At 64.5% G+C, this 18,781-nt stretch carries 24 protein-coding genes and 1 riboswitch; of the genes, 23 read left to right on the plus strand and 1 reads right to left on the minus strand.

The window, feature by feature from the left end:
- Positions 1-10: 10 nt before the first annotated feature.
- Positions 11-601 (minus strand): Chromate resistance protein ChrB, encoded by a 591-nt coding sequence (locus OU419_RS16360; protein ID WP_254473785.1) that lies wholly within the window; start codon positions 599-601, stop codon positions 11-13.
- A 422-nt stretch (positions 602-1,023) separates the two neighbouring features.
- Positions 1,024-1,095, plus strand: a riboswitch (Fluoride riboswitch).
- A gap of 378 nt (positions 1,096-1,473) precedes the next feature.
- Between OU419_RS16360 and OU419_RS16365 the strand changes: the two genes are divergently transcribed.
- The 23 genes from OU419_RS16365 to OU419_RS16470 all read left to right on the plus strand — a co-directional run bounded on the left by OU419_RS16365 (position 1,474) and on the right by OU419_RS16470 (position 18,778).
- Positions 1,474-1,821, plus strand: coding sequence for a hypothetical protein (locus OU419_RS16365; protein ID WP_071039635.1), 348 nt, complete (start codon positions 1,474-1,476; stop codon positions 1,819-1,821).
- 90 nt (positions 1,822-1,911) lie between these two features.
- Complete coding sequence (locus OU419_RS16370) at positions 1,912-2,997, plus strand: calcium:proton antiporter (RefSeq protein WP_254473784.1); 1,086 nt, start codon at positions 1,912-1,914, stop codon at positions 2,995-2,997.
- Between the two features lie 60 nt (positions 2,998-3,057).
- Positions 3,058-3,150 (plus strand): hypothetical protein, encoded by a 93-nt coding sequence (locus tag OU419_RS29035; protein ID WP_408004957.1) that lies wholly within the window; start codon positions 3,058-3,060, stop codon positions 3,148-3,150.
- Between the two features lie 40 nt (positions 3,151-3,190).
- Positions 3,191-3,931 carry an SDR family oxidoreductase gene (locus OU419_RS16375; protein ID WP_071039636.1) on the plus strand — a complete coding sequence of 247 codons (741 nt, stop codon included), beginning with the start codon at positions 3,191-3,193 and terminating at the stop codon, positions 3,929-3,931.
- 274 nt (positions 3,932-4,205) lie between these two features.
- Complete coding sequence (gene radC / locus OU419_RS16380) at positions 4,206-4,712, plus strand: RadC family protein (RefSeq protein WP_071039637.1); 507 nt, start codon at positions 4,206-4,208, stop codon at positions 4,710-4,712.
- A 279-nt stretch (positions 4,713-4,991) separates the two neighbouring features.
- Complete coding sequence (locus OU419_RS16385; protein WP_071039638.1) at positions 4,992-5,804, plus strand: GTPase; 813 nt, start codon at positions 4,992-4,994, stop codon at positions 5,802-5,804.
- Positions 5,801-6,019, plus strand: a complete 219-nt coding sequence (locus OU419_RS16390) for a hypothetical protein (RefSeq protein ID WP_071039639.1) — start codon at positions 5,801-5,803, stop codon at positions 6,017-6,019. Before OU419_RS16385 ends, OU419_RS16390 begins: the two co-directional genes overlap by 4 nt.
- A gap of 79 nt (positions 6,020-6,098) precedes the next feature.
- Positions 6,099-6,452, plus strand: coding sequence for a DUF3085 domain-containing protein (locus OU419_RS16395; protein WP_071039640.1), 354 nt, complete (start codon positions 6,099-6,101; stop codon positions 6,450-6,452).
- A 532-nt stretch (positions 6,453-6,984) separates the two neighbouring features.
- Positions 6,985-7,902, plus strand: coding sequence for a DUF3577 domain-containing protein (locus OU419_RS16400; protein ID WP_033448836.1), 918 nt, complete (start codon positions 6,985-6,987; stop codon positions 7,900-7,902).
- A 57-nt stretch (positions 7,903-7,959) separates the two neighbouring features.
- Positions 7,960-8,649 carry a DUF3275 family protein gene (locus OU419_RS16405; RefSeq protein ID WP_254473783.1) on the plus strand — a complete coding sequence of 230 codons (690 nt, stop codon included), beginning with the start codon at positions 7,960-7,962 and terminating at the stop codon, positions 8,647-8,649.
- Between the two features lie 94 nt (positions 8,650-8,743).
- Positions 8,744-9,067: a conserved plasmid protein gene (locus tag OU419_RS16410; RefSeq protein WP_071039642.1), complete on the plus strand. Its 324-nt coding sequence runs from the start codon at positions 8,744-8,746 to the stop codon at positions 9,065-9,067.
- 99 nt (positions 9,068-9,166) lie between these two features.
- Positions 9,167-9,574: a hypothetical protein gene (locus OU419_RS16415; RefSeq protein ID WP_071039643.1), complete on the plus strand. Its 408-nt coding sequence runs from the start codon at positions 9,167-9,169 to the stop codon at positions 9,572-9,574.
- Positions 9,575-9,590: 16 nt separating this feature from the next.
- Positions 9,591-9,851, plus strand: coding sequence for a hypothetical protein (locus tag OU419_RS16420; RefSeq protein ID WP_071039644.1), 261 nt, complete (start codon positions 9,591-9,593; stop codon positions 9,849-9,851).
- 76 nt (positions 9,852-9,927) lie between these two features.
- Positions 9,928-10,578 (plus strand): hypothetical protein, encoded by a 651-nt coding sequence (locus OU419_RS16425; RefSeq protein WP_071039645.1) that lies wholly within the window; start codon positions 9,928-9,930, stop codon positions 10,576-10,578.
- Positions 10,579-10,642: 64 nt separating this feature from the next.
- Positions 10,643-11,752: a DUF6094 domain-containing protein gene (locus OU419_RS16430; RefSeq protein WP_254473782.1), complete on the plus strand. Its 1,110-nt coding sequence runs from the start codon at positions 10,643-10,645 to the stop codon at positions 11,750-11,752.
- Positions 11,753-11,921: 169 nt separating this feature from the next.
- Positions 11,922-12,167 carry a plasmid related protein gene (locus tag OU419_RS16435; protein ID WP_456239214.1) on the plus strand — a complete coding sequence of 82 codons (246 nt, stop codon included), beginning with the start codon at positions 11,922-11,924 and terminating at the stop codon, positions 12,165-12,167.
- A 104-nt stretch (positions 12,168-12,271) separates the two neighbouring features.
- The gene (locus OU419_RS16440; RefSeq protein ID WP_071039648.1) at positions 12,272-14,551 is read left to right on the plus strand and encodes a helicase-related protein; all 2,280 of its coding nucleotides are present in this window, start codon (positions 12,272-12,274) and stop codon (positions 14,549-14,551) included.
- A gap of 113 nt (positions 14,552-14,664) precedes the next feature.
- Positions 14,665-15,534, plus strand: coding sequence for a hypothetical protein (locus OU419_RS16445; protein ID WP_071039649.1), 870 nt, complete (start codon positions 14,665-14,667; stop codon positions 15,532-15,534).
- 158 nt (positions 15,535-15,692) lie between these two features.
- Entirely contained in the window at positions 15,693-16,292 is a 600-nt protein-coding gene (pilL2, locus tag OU419_RS16450; protein ID WP_071039650.1) for a PFGI-1 class ICE element type IV pilus protein PilL2, read from the plus strand.
- Positions 16,289-16,930: a hypothetical protein gene (locus tag OU419_RS16455; RefSeq protein WP_254473781.1), complete on the plus strand. Its 642-nt coding sequence runs from the start codon at positions 16,289-16,291 to the stop codon at positions 16,928-16,930. The genes pilL2 and OU419_RS16455 overlap by 4 nt, the downstream gene beginning before the upstream one ends.
- A gap of 14 nt (positions 16,931-16,944) precedes the next feature.
- A complete protein-coding gene (locus tag OU419_RS16460; RefSeq protein ID WP_071039652.1) occupies positions 16,945-17,670 on the plus strand; it encodes a TIGR03759 family integrating conjugative element protein in 726 nt (241 codons plus the stop codon).
- Positions 17,652-18,242, plus strand: coding sequence for a transglycosylase SLT domain-containing protein (locus OU419_RS16465; protein WP_071039653.1), 591 nt, complete (start codon positions 17,652-17,654; stop codon positions 18,240-18,242). Before OU419_RS16460 ends, OU419_RS16465 begins: the two co-directional genes overlap by 19 nt.
- Positions 18,239-18,778: an integrating conjugative element protein gene (locus OU419_RS16470; protein ID WP_071039654.1), complete on the plus strand. Its 540-nt coding sequence runs from the start codon at positions 18,239-18,241 to the stop codon at positions 18,776-18,778. The genes OU419_RS16465 and OU419_RS16470 overlap by 4 nt, the downstream gene beginning before the upstream one ends.
- The last annotated feature ends 3 nt before the right edge of the window (positions 18,779-18,781 follow it).

An 18,781-nucleotide genomic window follows, 5' to 3' on the forward strand; every position in this document is an offset into this window, starting at 1 on the left:
GCTCCTTGAATCAGCGGTTTTCGTCATGGGCCTCGAACACGCGCTGGGCGTAGGCGTCGAGCAGCGCCTCGCATTGCGCCAGGCGATCGGTCGCCTCGGCGGCGCGCGTGCCGACGTAGAAATCGAGCTTGCGGATCTTCTCCAGCCAGGTCTGGAGCTTCTTCAGATCGACGTCGTTTTCTTCCAGCTCGGCGTAGGTGAAGTGCTTCGCGGCCGTCTCTTTCGCAATCTCGGCCTCGAAGTCGCTGCACTTGTCGATGAACTCGACGTATTCCTCGTCGCGATCGGCCTTGAAACGCCCAACCACCTTGTCTTCCTGCGCCTTATCCAGCGCGACGGTTTCGAGCAACACCGATTCGCCCGCCATTTCGTCGATCTCGTTCTCGATGATCTTGAGGCGGCGCGTGTGATCGTCGTTTTTCGGCAGTAGGCAGACGCCGTTCTGAAGATAGACGGCACCCATGCCCTTGAGCTTGCGCCAGAGGGCGATGCGTTTTTTCGCCGGTTCGGCGGGTACCTTGTAGGTTAGTAGCAGCCAGTTTTGTGCTTTCATCCGTACAATCATAACGAAACGACCGTAACATAGCAACAGCCGTAACATTTTTAATGTTCATATTGTTTTTGCATCCCGGTGTGCCGCCGGCGGGTTCGCGGGCTACGCCCCGCGCCTCGTGTCGAGTCGCGGCCATCCGGCTTTGGCCCCTGACGCCTTCGGCCCATGCGGGCCTGTGCGCTTCGCTTGCCAACGGCGCGGCTGAAGCGCGAGGTGTTCGCTCGCGTGTTCAACGTGCCTGTCGCCGACAAGCAGCCGTGCGTGCTCGTCGAACCCGGCGTGACCGAGCAGTTGCAGTCGATGGTCACACACTGATCGCGCGGCAACATCCGGCGCGTTGTCCCGGTTCTGCGAGGCGACGCACTTCGTTCTGCGGCATCGGGAGTGATCGCCCGCACGGCCACCGCTGTCCTCCAGGGGTAAAAGTCCGCGGGCGTTGTCAACCCAACCGGCGCTGGTTAATATCTCTCGCATCACGCGGAGATGGCATTCCTCCTCTAACCGCCGTCGTTTTATATGCGGCTGATGATGCCTACAGGTCCCTGATCCTCCAGGGCTGTGGGTTTCTTTTGCGTCCGCAGACTGTGATCGGGTCGTTCGGTTTCTTCCGTACACGATCACATGTCATATCTATCGAACAACAAACCTCACGAACGACCATCCTGTGGCAGTAGGCGACTGGGCCTGCTTGATTTTTCGGGTCTAACAGACGCAGGTACTGCCGCGACCTGCCACAGATATGCCCAGGCGCAGACGGCCCGCCGTGGTGCCAATGCCATGCGGTGGCATCCCATACCGAACAGCATCTGCCTACCGTTTCTGACTGAACCCAGGAATGCGGCCAACGGCTGCGCACCAGCTACTGATTGTGAGGAAGTCACCTGGCCCGAAGTCTTGCTGCGGAACCCTTGGAGGTTCAGATGACAGCCAAGCGCAAGGCCGGCAAGACGCCGCCGCGGATTGATGCCGCAATGCAGGTGGCCATAGAACAGCACACGAAGTTGGTGTTCAGGGTAGTGCTGATGTGGCTAGGCTGGGTCGGCGTCAATCTTGTGGCTTGGGCGTTCTGGCTGCATGGTCAGGACTATCAGCGACTGCGGATCATCGGGGCGGGCACTTTGGCGTTTTGGCTGGCGTTCACGGGTTTCGTGTGGACACAGATCATCCATGCACTGATCGAGTACCGAAAGCTGCAAAGAATCAAGCGACTTCTGAAGGAGATGATCGAGCAAGAAGACGGTAGCGTTGATAAGTCGGATTGGAAGTGAGGCTTGACCTGTTCCTATGCTGCCCGCGCTGACTTCACTTTCTGCGCTACGTGGTGGCACCTACTTGAATACACCTAAAAAATGCACTCCATGACGCGCACAGGAAGACTTTCCAGATGGGCTTTGCTGGTCACGGCGCTAGCAACAGCCATCGTCATTGCGACGCGCCACGCTGTACTGCAAGGGCTGGTATTCCCGGTGCTGCTCGCAACGATTGTGGCCGCGGTACTCGCTGCCGTGCATCACGCCCAGGTCGTCGCCAGCCGCGTAGGCCCCATCCTGGGAACCCTGATTCTGGCATTGAGCGTCACGGTCGTGGAAGCGGGCTTTGTGGTTTCGGTGATGACCTATGCAAGCTCCGCAGCATTGACACTCGCACGCGACACGGTGTTTTCATCGCTGATGTTGTGCTGCAACGGCATGTTGGGGCTCGCGCTGCTGGTAAGCACGCGGCGCGAGGAAATAGTGCGGTTCGATGCTTTCATCTCGGGTTCGGCCTTTGCGACGGTCGCAACGGTCGCGACTCTCACTATGGTCTTGCCTTCATTCACTCGCAGCGGGCCAGGCCCCCAATTCAACGGTGCGCAACTCGCGTTCGCGTCCACTGCGGCAGCAGTTCTGTACGTGTTGCACGCGGCCAAATCGACCGCCTGGCTGCACGAATACGTCCACGTCGAGCGCACCGCTTCGGCATTGACACTAGAGGCGCATAAGCCGTCCAGGCTGACGGCTATCGTCAGCTCGGCCTTGCTTCTCGTGACGCTGGTGACGATTTTTTACGGAAGCGAGACGCTTGCGCCGCTCATCGAAAAGTCGATCCGAGAAGCGCACTTGCCGTCATCGTCGATCGGCGTGCTGATCGCAATGATCGTTGCTTTGCCCGAAACCTTGACGGCGGCTAGGGCTGCGCACGCCGGCCAGGTTCAAGTTAGTTTCAACATCGCGCTCGGTTCGGCGATGGCCAGCATCGGCCTGACCATTCCTGTCGTCGCCGTTGCTTCGGCGATATTGCATGCCCCGCTGACACTCGGCCTGGAATCCAAGGAGATGGTGCTGCTGGTGCTGACCACCGTAGTCGGCATCGTGACGGTGGTGTCTGGCCGCGCCTCGGTATTGCGCGGCTCGCTTCACCTGACGATCTGCGCCGCATACATATTCCTGGCCTTCGTGCCGTAGTCTGGATCGGACCTCCGTTCCTACCTTTGTTGCGGGGTCAAACTACTGAGTGAAATCGTTCTGCACGAAAAGGACACCCCACTTTTCGATCCCCTAAGACAACCAATACGAACTTTCATATTGAACCTAAAAAACAAGGTTGCCGCCCCCTAATCTCCCTCCCATAATTTACTTAATTCACCAAGGAAAAAACATGAGCAAGATCGAAAAGAAAGTCGCAATCGTCACAGGTGCCTCGCGCGGCATCGGTCGCGAAGTTGCTCTGCGCCTAGCCAAAGATGGTTTCGCTGTCGTCGTGAACTTTGCAGGCAGCGCCAGCAAGGCAGATGAAGTCGTTCGACTGATCGAGTCTGCCGGCGGTAAGGCACTCGCCGTTCAAGGAGATGTCAGTGATTCGGCGTCGATGGAGGCGCTTTTTGATAAGACGCAAGATCAATTTGGGCATGTGGATGTCGTCGTCCATAGCGCCGGCGTCATGGCGCTGTCCAAGATCGCCGACCAAGACTTGACTGCCTTCGATAAGGTCATCAACACCAATCTGCGCGGGACGTTCATCGTCCTCGGCCTGGCGGCCAAGCGGGTCAATGCTGGCGGCCGCATCGTCACCTTCTCGACCAGCGTGATTGCGAAATCGTTTCCCGGCTATGGTGCTTACATCGCATCCAAGGCAGGCGCCGAGGGCTTGATGCACGTCCTGGCTAACGAACTTCGTGGACGCAACATTGCCGTCAATGCAGTCGCACCTGGCCCGGTCGCCACGGAACTGTTCTTGGCTGACAAGACGCAGGAAGAAATCGAGCGCCTTTCCAAGGTGCCACCACTGGAGCGTCTCGGCCAGCCCGAAGACATTGCCAATCTGGTGTCCTTCCTGGCCGGGCCTGAAGGCGGTTGGGTCAACGGACAGGTCATTCGCTCCAACGGCGGTTTCGCTTGAAACACAAGGCGAAACAGATGTCCAAGATCATCTTGATTACCTGCGCGTCGAGCGGTTTCGGCGCGATGGCTGCGCGCGAGCTTGTACGCCGAGGGCATGTCGTCTAGGCGGGCTTGCTGTTCCCTTCACCGTATCACGGCGTTCTCGCCGTCAAGGGCGGCGCGCGCTTAGGCGCGCTGGCGTCCTGGCGGCCGTCTGCAACCCCTGACTGCTTGCGCTGCGCCGTGCTGGCGACGGTTCCGGGCAATTCCGCCCGAGCAACCGGAGCACGATCATGTCGCAACTCTCCCTCTCTCTCGACACCCCGCTGATGGTGCGCGATGGGCGTGGACGCTATCGGCCGGCGGACGCCGACCAGATTCTGGAAGCCGCGCGCCAGGTCATCGACCAGAAGATGCAGCGCGGTGCATCGTTCAGTTCGCCGGCGGCGGTCAAGGACTACCTGCGCGCCAAGCTGGCCGGTTTCGAGCACGAAGTCTTTGCCGTGCTGTTTCTCGATACGCGCCATCGGCTGATCGACTACGTGGAGATGTTTCACGGCACGATCGACGCGGCCGAGGTGCATCCGCGCGAGGTGGTGAAACAGGCGCTGCGGCTCAATGCGGCGGCGGTCATCGTCTCGCACAACCATCCGAGCGGGAACCCCGAGGCGAGCGCAGCCGACAAGGCGATGACTGCGCAGCTTCGACAGGCGCTGGCGCTGGTGGACGTTCGCACGCTGGATCACATCATCGTCGCGGGGAGCCGCACCATGTCATTCGCCGAACGCGGCCTGCTTTGATCTTTGAGGGCTTCGGCCCCCTTTTTCTTGCCCGCAGCGCAGGAAACCGGGTGCGGCGAAGTGCCGTTTCATGCGGGCGAGTAGCCCAGCCCTGGGCCACCCTTGCGCCATGTTCGTCGGCGTTGCCGACACATGCCCAGGCAGCCAAGACCTTCGAGGCTGCAAGCACTGGAAACCGTGCTGGTCGTTTCTTCCTACGGACGCACCGCGTCCATCCACCCACAGGGGACCTCTCCCTTGTGGGCGGGGAATCCCTTGTTCTTCCTCAAGGAGATTCCCATGAACCGTTCCCTCATCAAATCCATGATGCCTTCGCTTGTCGCAGGCCATGTACCCCGCAACGTGCGGTCGTTCAAGTACCGCGTGTTCGATGATCAGCCGCAGTCCTCGACGCTGGGCTTCGCCATCGATCCCCAACCCTTCGACGGCAAGGTGGTCGCGGCCAACGACGACGCCATCGTCGTCAAGCTCAAGCCCAGCGAGTTCGCGGTGCTCGATCCCAACTTGGTCACCACCGTTCCCAGCGAGGGTGCCAAGGTGCATGTCCAGCCCTACGCACGGCGCCGTTTCGACGGCCTGCGCGCAGACACGCCGGAAGAGCGCACCGAGTACACGTCGGATGGCAGACCCTACACCATCAAGACGCACATCCTCGGCTCCGCGCCGGCCAAGCTCCCCATCCCCGAGCCGCAGTGCATGGAACTGGGGCAGCTCATCCAGCAGTTGGAGGAAATGCCGGCTCCCGACGGGTTCCGACGCATCACCCACATGCTGGTCGATGCGGGTGCCCGCGATTTCACCTGGGTCGATCCGAAGCCGTCCAAGATCATCGAAACACCCCCGGCGATCAGCTTCACGGTTTCGACCACGAAGTACGAGGGCCAGGTGACGATCCTCTACGACCGCGGCGGCGACACCTACGTGGTGGAGCTGCACCACGACGGCGAGCTGGTCGATCGACACGACGAGGTGTATTTCGACATGCTCGGTGAAATGCTGGAGCGGCTTATCGACGACGGGCGCTGGCGCCTGATCGACGTGAGCGTGATCGACGCCAAGGCCACCCGGCGACGCCAGGCGGTTACGGCATGACGTGCGAGGCAAGCGACCGCTGGGTGGTGTATTCGCCCAATGAGTCGGCCATCAGCGACAGCGCTGGCTTCTGGTCCAACGAGTTCGGCTGGGTGCAGCTCGACCAAGCAACGCAGTTCTCGCTCGAAGATGCCTTGGATGCAGAGCTTCCAGTCTCGGTCGGCCGGGATGCACGCTTCGTCACGTGGCAGGACGCCCAGCGCCACTACGGCTGAGTCCTCTGCCTATCGGCAACTTGCCCCCAAGGCCTTCCATCCGTTCGGGTGGAGGGCCTTTTTCTTCAGGAGATCAACCATGTCACTTCGATTCAAAGGCTCCGACCTGCGCCCCGTGCTGGCCGAGGCCGTCGCCAACCAATGCCGCGTCGTCCTTGCCAAGGATCAGGGCGTGTACTTCCTATCCGAACAAGGGGAGCGCCGCCCCGATGGCCGGGTGAAGCTGCTGGCCTATGCCGTCGGCTGCAACCCCGATACCGACCCGTTTGACGACTGGTGGGAACTGGCACGCGCCGAGCTGGGTGGCGACGACTTCGGCGAGTTCTTCGACCCGAAGGAAGGCGTCTTCGCACGCATCCTGCACGGCACGGACGATCTGATGCTGTCCGCCACCACGACGCACCTGTCGCTGGAGGTGGTGCCATCGGTGTAGCGCAACGACTACCACCATCCCCTCACGGCCCCCTTCTTGGGGGCTTCCTTTTTTCCGCACTGCGGCCTTCGCCGCGTGCGTGCTCGTCTCCTGCCCGACGAAGGTGGCGCCAGCCTGCGCGCTGCCTGCTGGCGGCTAGTCGGCACGCGCGGCGGTGCCGCCCGAGCCGTCCCCGCGCTGCCCCCCCCCCGACCACCTGCGCGGCCCCACGTGCCTGTGGCTGGCGCCGAGTGGCCCGGACAAAGGGAAACACCCGGATGCCGATTGATTGCTGCCGCGCGCGCGAGGCCCGGACATGCTGCCCCCATGCCTGCTGACGTTGTCAGCGACATGCCAGGCAACCATCGGTCTTCGAGGTTGCCGCGCAGTTCCCACTGCGTGACCGAGCCAGCTCGCACCGCATCCGTCCGCGAGCGGCCACCAGTCTCTGGTGGCGGATGCTTTCGCCTTATCAACCCACCGCGGGGTTACGCACCTTTCCCCGCATGCGTGGGGCCGGTGTGTCTCCGCTTCATCCCTATGGAGATTCACCATGAGTACCACGTCCAACGAGAAATCGTATTTCGACCTCCACACCTCGGGCATCGGCTACATCCAGCGTGCCCGCGAGGTTCCCGTCCGGGGCGGCCGCCGAGCGCAGCCCTTCCTGGCATGCACCATCGCAGCACTGGTCGGTTCCGCCAAGGACCCCAGCTACCGCTATTTCGACGTCAAGGTCTCGGGTGCCGAGGCCAAGAAACTGGTCGAGCGCTACATCGGCGTTGACGATCCCAAGCAGCGGCCGCTGGTGCGCTTCCGCCTCGGCGACCTCTGGGGCGATGCGTACATCCGCGACAAGGGTGAGCACAAGGGCCAGGCCGCCGCGTCTCTGAAGGCGCGACTGCTGAAGGCCGAGCCGCTTGACCGTGCCGAACTGGCTTCGATCAAGCAGCATGAGCTGATCACCCGCGGCATCGGCTACCTCAGCCGTCCGAAGGACGTCTCCCCCAAGGATGGCGATCCGTTCCTGTCGTGCTGCGTCGCGGCACTGGCCGGGCCTGTCGGTGAACCGGAATATCGGTACTTCGACACCATCGTCGCCACCCCTGAAGCCGAGCACCTGGTTCGCCGGTGCGTGCAGGCCATCGAAGGGGACCGCAAGGTGCTGATCGCCTTCCGTCTGAACGACATGAAGATCGATCCGTACATCCGCACCAAGGGCGAGCGCGCCGGGGAACCGGGAGCGAGCCTGGAATCGACGCTGGTCCACATCGGTCTCATCAAGATCGACGGCACCCAGGTCTATCCGACGAGCCAGGCGCAAGCCGAGGCACCGCAAGCCGAGGACGCACCCGCACCCGAAGCCGAGGTTGCCGCCGACACCGCTGCCGACCAGCCTGTCGAGCCCGCCGAGCGCGAGCCCGCAGGCGAAGTCGAGGAGCAGGAGCCGGCATTGGCTGCTTCGTTCTGATCCGGCATGGCCCCTCACGGGGCCTTGCTTTTTTCCTATTCCCCAAGGAGAACCATCATGGCAGTCACATCGGCGCCCGAGCAATTGGGTTCGCCCATCACCGTTCCAGGCCAACTCACGCTGCGCACGATCCGCGGAAGAAACGGCCCTTTCAACGTCGGACGACTTGTCACTCCCATCGGCAAGTTCGCGGTTAAGGATGCGGAGCTGGAGCAGTACCCCGAAGGCAAGTACGACGGGGAGTTCATCATCCGCTACATCTTCCCGAAGTCCTATCCCGTCGGCGACGGTATGCGGTTCGAGATCCGTGCCAACCTGGACGGGATGACGCTCAACGGCATCGACAAACTGAGCCGTGACGAGGCGCGCAGCTTCACCACCCAGGAAGTCGATCCGCTCGATGAAGAACTGGGCGCGCAGCCAGCGGCAACGCCGACCAAGCCCCCCAAGGCATCCAGGCCCGCCAAGCCCGCACCCGTGCAGGCATCGGCAGACCCGCTGATCGATACCACGCCTTTTGGTGTGGATGCCCCGCCGCCCGCTGCGGCTGCTGCCGCTGGTAGCACCGAAGATGGCGACACCGCGCTGTTCGGGCTGCTCTGGCCGCTGGGTGAGTCCGTGAAACTGGATTCGACCATCGACCGCCGCACCCTACGCGCGCAGATCGCCCGCCTGGGTGAACTGGGTTACGCGCTGGACTTCAAGACGCAGGAGTGGAGCCACCAGGCCGAACTGCAACCTGCGTGATCGCAGACGCCGCATCCGCGGTGTTCTTCATCCACCCGCCGGGGTTCCTTCCCCATGCGGGGGAGGCTCCGGCTTTCTTCTGGAGGTCTCCATCATGTCCACCATCGCTTGCGATGCACCTCATTCCACGCTGGACGAACCCGCCTGGCACGCTGTCTGCAAGACGGCGGCCGAGCACGCCCAGCGTGGTTGCGGCCTGTCCTGGGATCACTGGGTCACGCTTTTCAGTTCGGAGATCGACGCGCAAGCCAGTCGGTTGCCGGAAAGCCAGCGGGCTCAGGCCCTGGAAATCGCGGCCCAGGAATGGGACTACGCAACGCCTGCCGAACGGCAGGAAACACAGGACTGGAACGCTGCAAACGGCTATTGCTCCCATGGCATCGAACTGGGCTACTGCCCGGCCGGTTGCGGCTCCTAGTCCGCACCAGACTCCATCGCCGTACACGCGGCATTCCATCACCCGCTGGGGGTTCTCCCCCCGGGGAGACCTCCGGCTCCATTCTTCAGGAGGCCTCTCATGGGCTGGTATTTCTCCCCCCAATCGCGGTCTGAACTGATCGCGGAACTGATCGCACCGCAAGAGACCGAGCGCGCCAGCGTCAAGGTCATCGCCCACGCGCTGCGCGGCAACGTCCTCTGGTCCGTCATGGAAGTGACGGCCAGGGTCGAGGGTGTGCATCGTCATCTGGCGCCGGGCCAATCCCTGCGCTACATCCGCTGCGATCTGCTCGAACGCAGCGGCGACCAGTGGGGCTACAAGCCACTGGACGAGTCCATGCACCCGTACTACTACTCGTGCCCGCTGTCCTATCTGGACCTCGCACCGGAGCAGTCCGCCGACTGGCGTGCAGGCGTTCGCGCCTACCACGCGCGGCGGCGCACACCCACGGCACCTGCGGCACCCACCGCAGCGATGATGGCCTGAGCCAGGAGGAACCGACATGGACCCGATCCTGGCTGCGCTCCCACCCTCGCTGTTGAAGCTCGTTGAAGGGAGTTTGTCCAACGACGAAGTTTCTTCCGACGAGGAAATGCTGGAGTACTTCATCAGCAACGGCCTCACCGAGGAACAGGCACGACAGGCACTGGCCTACCGCGACCAGTACCTCAACAACATCTACCTGGAGGGCTTCACGCCAATCACTTCGGTAGATAAGGCGCTGCGCTTCAACCCGCACACCCGGCAGTTCGAGCCGGACTGAGCGGTTTTCATCCACCCCCTGGGGCAGTACTTGCCCCAGCGGGCGGTGCTGTTCCCGTTCATCCGAGGACACCACCATGCCCGCAAACACTTCTTCCACCACGCTGTACCGCATCGACGAATGCCCGGACGTGATGGCCGACGCCTGCGTCGGCGATGACCAGGGCAATCTGATCTTCCTGTCGATCTGGGCGCGCGACACCGCCGTCCAGCAGTTCCTCGCTCGTCTGACCCTCGGGCGCGACGAGCAGGGCCTGGACCAGTTCCACGTCATCACCGACCAGGGCGGCAGCGTCCCGGTGTTCGTCAGCAACGTCGATCGCCTGGAAAAGCGCATGACCCGCGCCTACCGGCGAACGCTGTTCGGTTCGCTGTCCAACGTGTGGCTGTTCGACCGCCGCTGCGTCAAGCCCGACAAGGCCAACGCCAGCGCACTGGCATTGCTGCCCAAGGGCAGCGCCCACCGGCTTGACCGCCTGTGGATGCTGGTACGGGACACCTGCCCACTGCCGCTGCTCGACCACTGGCGCGAAACCGTGCTGGAGCTGTTACAGACCCGCGAGATGCTGGCCCGTCTTCCGTTCGCCCTCGGGCCACTGGAAGGCCATCGGCTCGCCATCGACGTGCCGGCGCTGACCCTGGCGCTGGGCTCCCTGATCCGCAGTGACGTGCTCACCGCCTATCCCTATCCGGCCAAGATTTGGACGCCGGAAGCGGTAGCGGCTTGACCCACCCGCGAGAGCACGCCCAGGCGTGCTTTCGCCCTTCATCCCCGCCAACCAGGAGACTTCCATGGCCCTCATGTTCCCGCGGCTCGCCCGCAATTTCGCCAAGAACGGGTATTACCCGACCGACGAATCCACGCTCGAAAGAGCCCTCAACGCACTGATGCCCAGCGATGGGCCGATGTGCATCCTCGATCCCTGCGCCGGTGAAGGCGTGGCGATCGCCGAAGCCGCTCATGCCCTCGGGCGCGAGCAGGCCAAGGCGTTCGCCGTCGAGTTCGACGCGGAGCGGGCACGCCATGCCCGCGGTCTCGTCGATCACTGCCTGCACGCCGACCTGATGGACACGATGATCTCCAAGCAGTCCTTCGGACTGCTCTGGCTCAACCCGCCGTATGGCGATCTGTCCAAGGACGTCAACGGCAACATCGGCTATCAGGGCCAAGGTCGCCCTCGACTCGAAAAGCTGTTCTACCAGCGCAGTGTGTCGCTGCTGCAATACGGCGGTGTGCTGGTTTTCATCGTCCCCGGCTACGTGCTCGATGCCGAGCTGGTCGGCTGGCTGACGCGCCACTACACGGACCTGCGGATCTACCGAGCGGTGGAGCCGCAGTTCAAGCAGGTGATGATCTTCGGCCGCAGGGTGCGTCAACGCGAACAAGTCTCCGAAGGCGTCAAGGCCGTGCGCAATCTGCTGCTGCAAGTTGGGCTTGGCGAAGTCGAAGCCGAGGAGCTGCCGAGCGAATGGCCATTCCTGCCGTACATCGTCCCCGCCAGTCCGGCCGAGCCGGAGCATTTCTTCCGCGTGACGATGGAGCCGGAACAGTTCGCCGATGAAGTTGGCCGATTGCAAGGCCTCTGGCCGTCGCTGGACACGCACCTGGGGGCCTCGCAGCAGTCGCTGCGTCCACCGGCGCGTGCCTTGTCCCACTGGCATCTCGCCCTGGCCCTGGCCGCGGGCGCGATCTCGGGGGTTGTGCGCTCCAAGACCGGACGTGTGCTCGTCGTCAAAGGTGATACCCACAAGGACAAGACGCTCCAGCGGGAATTCACCGAACGCGAAGACGGCTCCGTCGCCGAAACCCGCATCCTCACCGACAAGTTCGTGCCGGTCATCCGCGCATGGGACATGACGCCTGATTCCCCGACGCGGGGCGAGGTGTTGACCATCCGCTGATCGGGTCTCCACCCACGACGGTTCGCCGTCACTTTCATCCACCCACCGGGGTCCCGTCGCCCCGATGGGGTGCCGTGGCCCCTCCATTTTCAAGGAGCCTTCCATGGCAGCCCAAGCACTTCCCGTCAGCCAGGCATCGAGCCGACGTTTCTCTCCCGGCCAGACCGTCATGACCTGTGGCGTCGATGCCCTGATTCAACAAGGCCGGCTCAACCCGGTTCCGTACCTGCTTCGCCATCTCAATGGCGACTGGGGCGACCTGGACGACTGCGACAAGCGGCAGAACGATGCCGCCTTGAAGTCGGGCGAGGAACGCCTGTTTTCCTCCTACCAGATCGCCCCCTCCCTGCAACTGTGGATCATTACCGAATGGGATCGCAGCGTGACCACGCTGCTGCTTCCCAGCGAGTACTGATTCTCTCCACCCGACGGCTGCTTGCCGTCTCTTCATCCCACCACGGGGCATGCCATCGCCCCGCTGGGGGTGGTGCATGCCCCATTTTTCATTGGAGCATCACCATGTCCCTCGATCTCGAAACCACTGCCGCCGATGCCGACCCCGTACAGGGCGAGCTGCTGGATGCGGAATCTTCCCCTCTGACCCTGAGCCTTCAGGATTTCGTCGGCGAGTTCGGCGACGAACTGCTCAACGCCCTCAACAGCGCGAATCCGCCGGTCTATAACGGCCAGCCGCAGGCGCACCGGCAACTCGTCGTCGCCAGCCTCAAGCGCAAGCTGTTCCCGGCCCAGGCCGAAGTCGTCCACGCCGCCGCCGAGCTGCTGATCGACCGTGGCGAACGCGCCGCGATCGTCAATGGCGAAATGGGCTGCGGCAAGACGACCGTCGGCATCGCGACGGCCGCCGTACTCAACGCCGAAGGCTACCGCCGCACCCTGGTTCTTTCGCCGCCGCACCTTGTTTACAAGTGGCGGCGAGAGATCCAAGAGACGGTGGCAGGCGCCAAGGTGTGGGTGCTCAACGGGCCGGATACGCTCGTCAAGCTCATCAAGCTGCGCGAGCAGTTGAATGTCCAGCCCACGGGCCAGGAGTTCTTTGTCTTAGGCCGGGTCAGGATGCGGATGGGGTTCCACTGGAAACCCGTCTTCACCCAACGGCGTACCCGTCACGGCAACGTGGCGGCGTGCCCGGACTGCGGCACGGTCATCACCGACCTCGACGGCGAGCCGGTCAACCCGGTCGCGCTCCAAGCCGAGGAATACCGCAGGAGGTGCAGCCATTGCGCCGCACCCCTGTGGACACTGATCCGCCCGCGCAGCCTGTCCGGCAGCGACCAGTCCTCGGCCGTGCTGAAAGCCTTGAAGCGCATCCCGACCATCGGGGAAGTCACCGCGCAGAAGCTGATGCAGAAGTTCGGCGACGGCTTCCTCGCGTCGATGCTGGGCGACAACATCCATGAGTTCATCAATCTCATGGACGGCAACGGTGAACTGGTGTTTTCCGACCGTCAGGCCACGCGCATGGAGCGTGCGATGGCCAACATGGAGTTCGGCTTTGGCGAGGGCGGCTACCAGCCGTCCGAGTTCATCAAGCGCTACCTGCCGCAAGGCACGTTCGACCTGTGCATCGCGGACGAGGCCCACGAGTACAAGAACGGCGGCAGTGCCCAGGGCCAGGCCATGGGCGTGCTGGCGGCGAAGGCTCGCAAGACCTTGCTGCTGACAGGCACGCTGATGGGCGGCTACGGGGACGACCTGTTCTACCTGCTGTTCCGAGCCCTGCCTGGGCGGATGATCGAAGACGGCTACCGCCCGACCACGAGCGGCAGCATGACCTCGGCGGCCATGGCGTTCATGAGGGACCACGGGGTCCTCAAGGACATCTACTCCGAAAGCGCAGGCACGGCGCACAAGACGGCCAGGGGCACCAAGGTATCGGTGCGCACGGTCAAGGCTCCCGGCTTCGGGCCGAAAGGGGTCTTGCGGTGCATCCTGCCGTTCACGATCTTCCTCAAGCTCAAGGACATCGGCGGCAACGTCCTGCCGCCGTATGACGAGGAGTTCCGTGAAGTCGCAATGGACACGGCGCAAGCCGCGGCCTACCGCGACCTGGCGGGTCGGCTGACCGCGGAGCTGAAACAAGCTCTGGCGCGACGCGATACGACGCTGCTGGGTGTGGTCCTCAACGTGCTGCTGGCCTGGCCGGACTGCTGCTTCCGGTCGGAGACCGTGGTGCATCCGCGCACGCGCAACACCTTGGCGTTCGTCCCGGCTCAGTTCAACGAGTTCGAGGTAACGCCGAAAGAGCGCGAGCTGATCGACATCTGCAAAGAGGAGAAGGCGCAGGGCCGCAAGGTTCTGGCCTACACGGTCTATACCGGCACGCGCGACACCACGTCGCGCTTGAAGGTATTGCTGGAACAAGAAGGTTTTCGGGTGGCGGTGCTGCGCGCAAGCGTGGATGCCAGCCGCCGCGAGGACTGGATCGCCGAGCAATTGGACCGTGGCATCGACGTGCTCATCACCAACCCCGAGCTGGTCAAGACGGGCTTGGACCTGTTGGACTTCCCGACGATCGTTTTCATGCAGTCGGGCTACAACGTGTACTCGCTCCAGCAGGCGGCACGCCGTTCTTGGCGCATCGGACAGAAACAGCCGGTGCGCGTGATCTACCTCGGCTACGCCGGTTCCTCGCAGATGACCTGCCTGGAGCTGATGGCCAAGAAGATCATGGTCTCGCAGTCCACCTCGGGCGACGTGCCCGAATCGGGCCTGGATGTGCTCAACCAAGACGGTGATTCCGTCGAGGTCGCGCTGGCCCGGCAACTGGTCGCCGCCTGATCCCCACGCCAACGCCGGCCTCGCGCCGCCGGCTTTCCATTGTTCCCACCTTGCAGCCACGCCCACGGTCTCCGTGGACGTGGCTGCGCATTTTTCATTCCAAGGAGATTTCCATGAACACCCATACCCAAGACACGCCCGAAACCGTCAATGCGCGCCTGACGCTGGACGTGACCTATCTGCTCAACGGCGAGGCCGCGCCGGAATTGCTGGCACGGCTGGAACGCATGTGCGAACTCGCCATCGGCGAGGGACTGCTGACCGGCGAGACCGCCGCGGAAGTGGACACCTGGTCGATCGATGTATCCGAGGTGCCTTCGACGGCCGACCGCGAAACGCTCGAAGCCGAGATCGCCGCCTTCATGCAGCAGCGCATCGAGGACGGCAACCTCGGTGCCGAGGACATTCCCTTGCGCCTGGCGCGCTATGGCCTGATGGCCCCCGAGGATTTCATCGACGAAATGCGCGAGCGCATGGGCATGGGAGACGACGCCCCCACGGGCCGAGCCGTCATCCCCTCGACCGAACCTGCCGACGGCGGTGAGATCGAGATGCAAGTCGCGGTTGCCTGCATCGATGCTTCTGGCAGTCCCGACATGCCGGTCTTCAAGGTCAGGATCACCCAGGGGGAATACGACCTGGGTATCCACTACGACAAGGCCAAGGACTTGGCCGAAGAAGCTCGATACGAAGGGCCGTTCATCTGCTTCGACGCCGCCGAACATGGCCCCATCTTGTCGGCCGCCCGCGAACTGGCCCTCGTTCCGCAAGTCGTCGTGGTCGATATGACCGACGGCCAGATCCACTCTATCCGCTGCGACAGCGGCGAGATCAAGGTCATCTGCTACGACACCAGCGACACCGAGGAGTATTCGGCGGCGGTGGCGAACCGGCCGCTCGGTGAGAACGGGCAGTTCGTGCGCTGCTGGTCGCACACCCAACTGGCACAGGTCGATCCCGGCCTGAAGCTGGCTCGGGATTGATCGGGCGAAGCCCGATGCGTTTTCACTGGCCCCTTCGGGGGCCTTTTTCTTTGGAGGGTGGCAGCCGGTAAATCGGGCGCTGCCTGGTTCGCATTGTTTGCTGCCGCTCGTGGCCCGAACGGCGATGGTGAGGGCTCGATGTTTCAGGACGACGCGCCATGTGCCCCTCTCCACCTTGGTTTCACCATCCCGAACGCCGCCTGCTGGCGGGTTTTCTCGGCCTGCTTTGGTCGGTGCTGGCTGGCGGCTGCGCGACGACGAGCACGCCGGTTGCGCCCGACACCATCGAGGAAGTCTCGGCCGTGCCCGCACCCGAGGCACCCGAGTACATCCCCGTCGTGCGCTATGGCCGCTACACCCTCGTGGAACTGGCACCGACAGCAGCGCAGCGCGACCTGCTGTTGCAGACCATCGACGTTTCCATGCCCGAGGATGCCCGCGCCACGGTCGGCGACGGACTACGGCATGTCCTCAAGCGCAGTGGCTACCAGCTCTGCGAGACCGCGCATGCGGTTATCGAGCTGTACGCGCTGCCGCTGCCGGCGGCGCACCTGCACCTCGGCCCCATGACCTTGCGCGATGCGCTGCTCACGCTGGCTGGTCCGGCCTGGGAACTGCACGCGGATGACCGCGCGCGGCAAATCTGCTTCGAGCGACCCGGCGACAGCATGACCGCCGACAACGCACCCGCGCCGCCCGCCACCGAGGCGGTGCAGACGTTCCCGCTGGTGCCCGCGGCATCGGGAGGCCAGCCATGAACGCCCCGCAGCCCGCCCAGCGTTCAACCGCCGCCGTGGTGGTTCAGAGCCTGATGTGGCTCTGGCTGATCGGCCTCAGCGTCCTCGTGGCCGTCGGCTACCAAGCCATGAACGACCAGGCCGATCAGGTTCGCCTCGATTCCCGCCTGCAACGCCTCGAAGCGCAGGCAACAGGCCTGGCCGAGACCGTCGAGGCCATCCAGCAGCGTCCGGCCGTCGCCACGGCGGCAGACCTCAAAGACACCCGCCAAATCCTGGAGGCACGCGCAGCCCAGGTCGAGAAATCGCTGAACGCCTATGCCGCTGCCGACGACCTTCAGGCGCTGCGCGCCGAAGTCGAGCAGATCAAGACGCGCCAGGCCGCCGCACGCGCCGCAGCACCCACCCGGCCGCGCACACCGAGCAAGTCAGCCGCCAAGCCCGAGCCATCGCCGCTCCCGTTCCGCATCGTCGGTGCCGAACTGCGTGCCGGCGAGCGCAGCGTGTCTGTCGCGCCGAGCAGTGGCGACCTCACGCCCGACCAGCTTCAGGTGCTGTTGCCAGGTGATGCGGTCGGCCCGTGGCGCTTGCAGGCCGTCGAGGGCAACACCGCAGTGTTCCAGGCCGGCGACCAGACCCGTCGCGTGACGATTCCCTGACCGGAGTACAGCGCATGAAGCCATCGATCATCCTTTCCGCGCTCCTGCTGGCGTCCGCCCAGTGGCCCGCGTGGGCACAGCAGCCGCCTGCGGTTCCCGCCCGCACTGCACAGAGCCAGGAGCGCCCGCTGGCCGCCCGCGTTCTGGACGACCGGGTGGCGAGCGACTGGGGCCTGCAACCGCAGGAGTGGGCGCGCTACCGCGAGCTGATGGACGGGCCGCTGGGCATCTACTCGCCCAACCTGGACCCGTTGTCGGCCCTGGGCATCGAAGCCCGCACCGACGAGGAACGGCGCCGCTACGCCGAGCTGCAGGTGCAGATCGAAGCGCGCCGCGTGGAGAAGCTGCTCGCCTACCAGAGGGCCTACGACGAGGCCTGGCAGCGTCTGAACCCCGGCATGCAGCGGGTGAACCTGCCGGACGACAAGCCGGTCGCGGGAGCCACGCGCGGCTCCGGCCGCACGGCAGTATTCGTCAAGGACGGCTGCGAAGCCTGCGGGCAGCTCGTACAGCGCCTGCAATCCTCGGGAACCGAGTTCGACCTGTACATGGTCGGCAGCCGCCAGGACGATGCGCGCATCCGCGACTGGGCCAAACGCGCGAACGTCGATCCGGCGCGCGTGCGCCGCGGCAGCATCACGCTCAACCACGACGGCGGCCGCTGGCTGTCGCTGGGCCTGCCCGGCGACTTGCCCGCGGTCGTGCGCGAGGTGAACGGCCAATGGCAGCGCCAGCCGTAGTCGCATCCCTGCGCGCAATGGTGCTTGCCGCTGGTCTGTACGCCGGCGCGGCTCATGCGCAAGAGGTTCCGCCACCGGCCTACCAGCTCGCCGCGCAGCGCGCAGGCATCCCCTCGACAGTGCTCTACGCCGTGGCCTTGCAGGAGAGTGGCATCCGCCGCAACGGGCGCATCGTCCCGTGGCCGTGGTCGCTCAATGTCGCCGGCCAGTCGCGCCGCTATGCGACCCGCGCCGATGCCTGCGCGGGCTTGCAGCAGGTGATGCGCTCCACGCCGCACACACGCATCGACGCGGGCCTGGGCCAGATCAACCTCGGCTACCACCAGCAGCGCTACGCCAGCGCGTGCGACCTGCTGGACCCGTACCGCAACCTCGCCATCGCTGCCGAGATCCTGCGCGAGCAGCACACGCCCGGCGAGGACTGGTTGCTGGCGATCGGCCGCTACCACCGCCCCGCGGGTGGCGAGCCCGCCGCCCGCTACCGGCGCAGCGTATCCCGCCACCTTGCCCGCGTGCAGGGCGCGCGCCCAACCGCCGCGGTCCTCGCCGCGCGCCAGGAGAGTTCCCCATGACGACATCCCATCTGGCCTTGCGGGGCCTGCTCGTGCTGCTGGCGGGTCTGCCGCTGGCCTCGCTCGCCGGCGAGCCGCTGATCGTGGTCGAAGACCGCGGCGGCGCGTCGGCGCTGCCGTACTACGAAGCCCTGAACCTCCAGCCGCGAGCCAACGCACCGGCCCGGCCGCACATCCCGACGCCCCAGGTTCCCGCCACGCCGGCGGACGAGGCCGCGATGCTGCCGGTACGCAGCGCCAAGCTCACGCCCGGCACCGTCGCGCGGCGGGTCATCGAGGCACCGGGCCTGCGGCCTTTTGTGGTCGTCGGCGACGACGAGGCATCCCGGGCCTGGCTGCGCCGCCAGGCGGCAGCGCTGCGCGAGCGCGGCGCGGTCGGCCTGGTAGTTAACGTCGAGACCGTGCAGGGCCTGGCGCGGCTGCGCGCCCTGGTGCCCGGCGTACCCCTCGCGCCTGTGTCCGGCGACGACCTGGCCGAGCGTCTGGGCCTGCGGCACTACCCGGCGCTGATCACGGCCACCGGCATCGAGCAATGAAGC

Source organism: Pseudomonas triclosanedens, assembly GCF_026686735.1.
Classification (GTDB): Bacteria; Pseudomonadota; Gammaproteobacteria; order Pseudomonadales; family Pseudomonadaceae; genus Pseudomonas; species Pseudomonas triclosanedens.